Source organism: Methanocrinis sp. (assembly GCF_049974945.1).
Classification (GTDB): Archaea; Halobacteriota; Methanosarcinia; order Methanotrichales; family Methanotrichaceae; genus Methanocrinis.
The window spans coordinates 17866-18408 of the sequence record NZ_JBNGCU010000034.1 but is presented as its reverse complement, the minus strand read 5'-3'; the positions used below and the strand labels follow the sequence as shown (position 1 = coordinate 18408).

The window sequence follows — 543 nt, the reverse complement described above, 5'->3', positions numbered from 1 at the left end:
CGGCCTCTATGTCGGCGAGAGCCTCCTCTCTGATGCAAAGCTCTGTGAGGGTGTCGTCCAGAGAGACGGTCCAGGGCGGGGCGCCGAAGTCGAAGGTGGTCTCGTCTTCGGCGGAATCGGCACGGGCTTGGGAGATGGCACGATCTACGAGATTGTGAATTCGATCGCTTGAGATTTCGGGTATGGGAAGGCGCGCAAGGTCACCAATTTGGAATGCGATAGTCGGGTTAATAAAAGCTAAAAGAGTATGAGCTACAGGAGTATTCAACAATCCGAGTATCAAGTTGACACTTTCCGGAAACAGGGTTGACCCATTGACGTCAAAAATAAAACCACCAGGTGAAATACGGGCATTGAACCGTTTGGAGGTTGAATACGTCCATGTAACTCCTCGGTGGAAGTAAAAGCTTGGATTGCGGATGACCGAGATTGGTGTTAGGGCCTTTAATTCTTGGCCATCATCATCCCAATTTATTGTGTACTCCTGATTGCCGTACCATCGCTGGAATGTCCCACCTTTCATGTACGGAATCCAGCGCTTTC

Annotated in this window: 1 pseudogene; it reads right to left on the bottom strand. The window is 50.3% G+C overall.

The features are described from left to right. A pseudogene (locus ACP5EL_RS05025) lies at nt 1–523 on the bottom strand (BREX-1 system adenine-specific DNA-methyltransferase PglX); the annotation flags it as partial. Nucleotides 524–543: the final 20 nt, after the last annotated feature.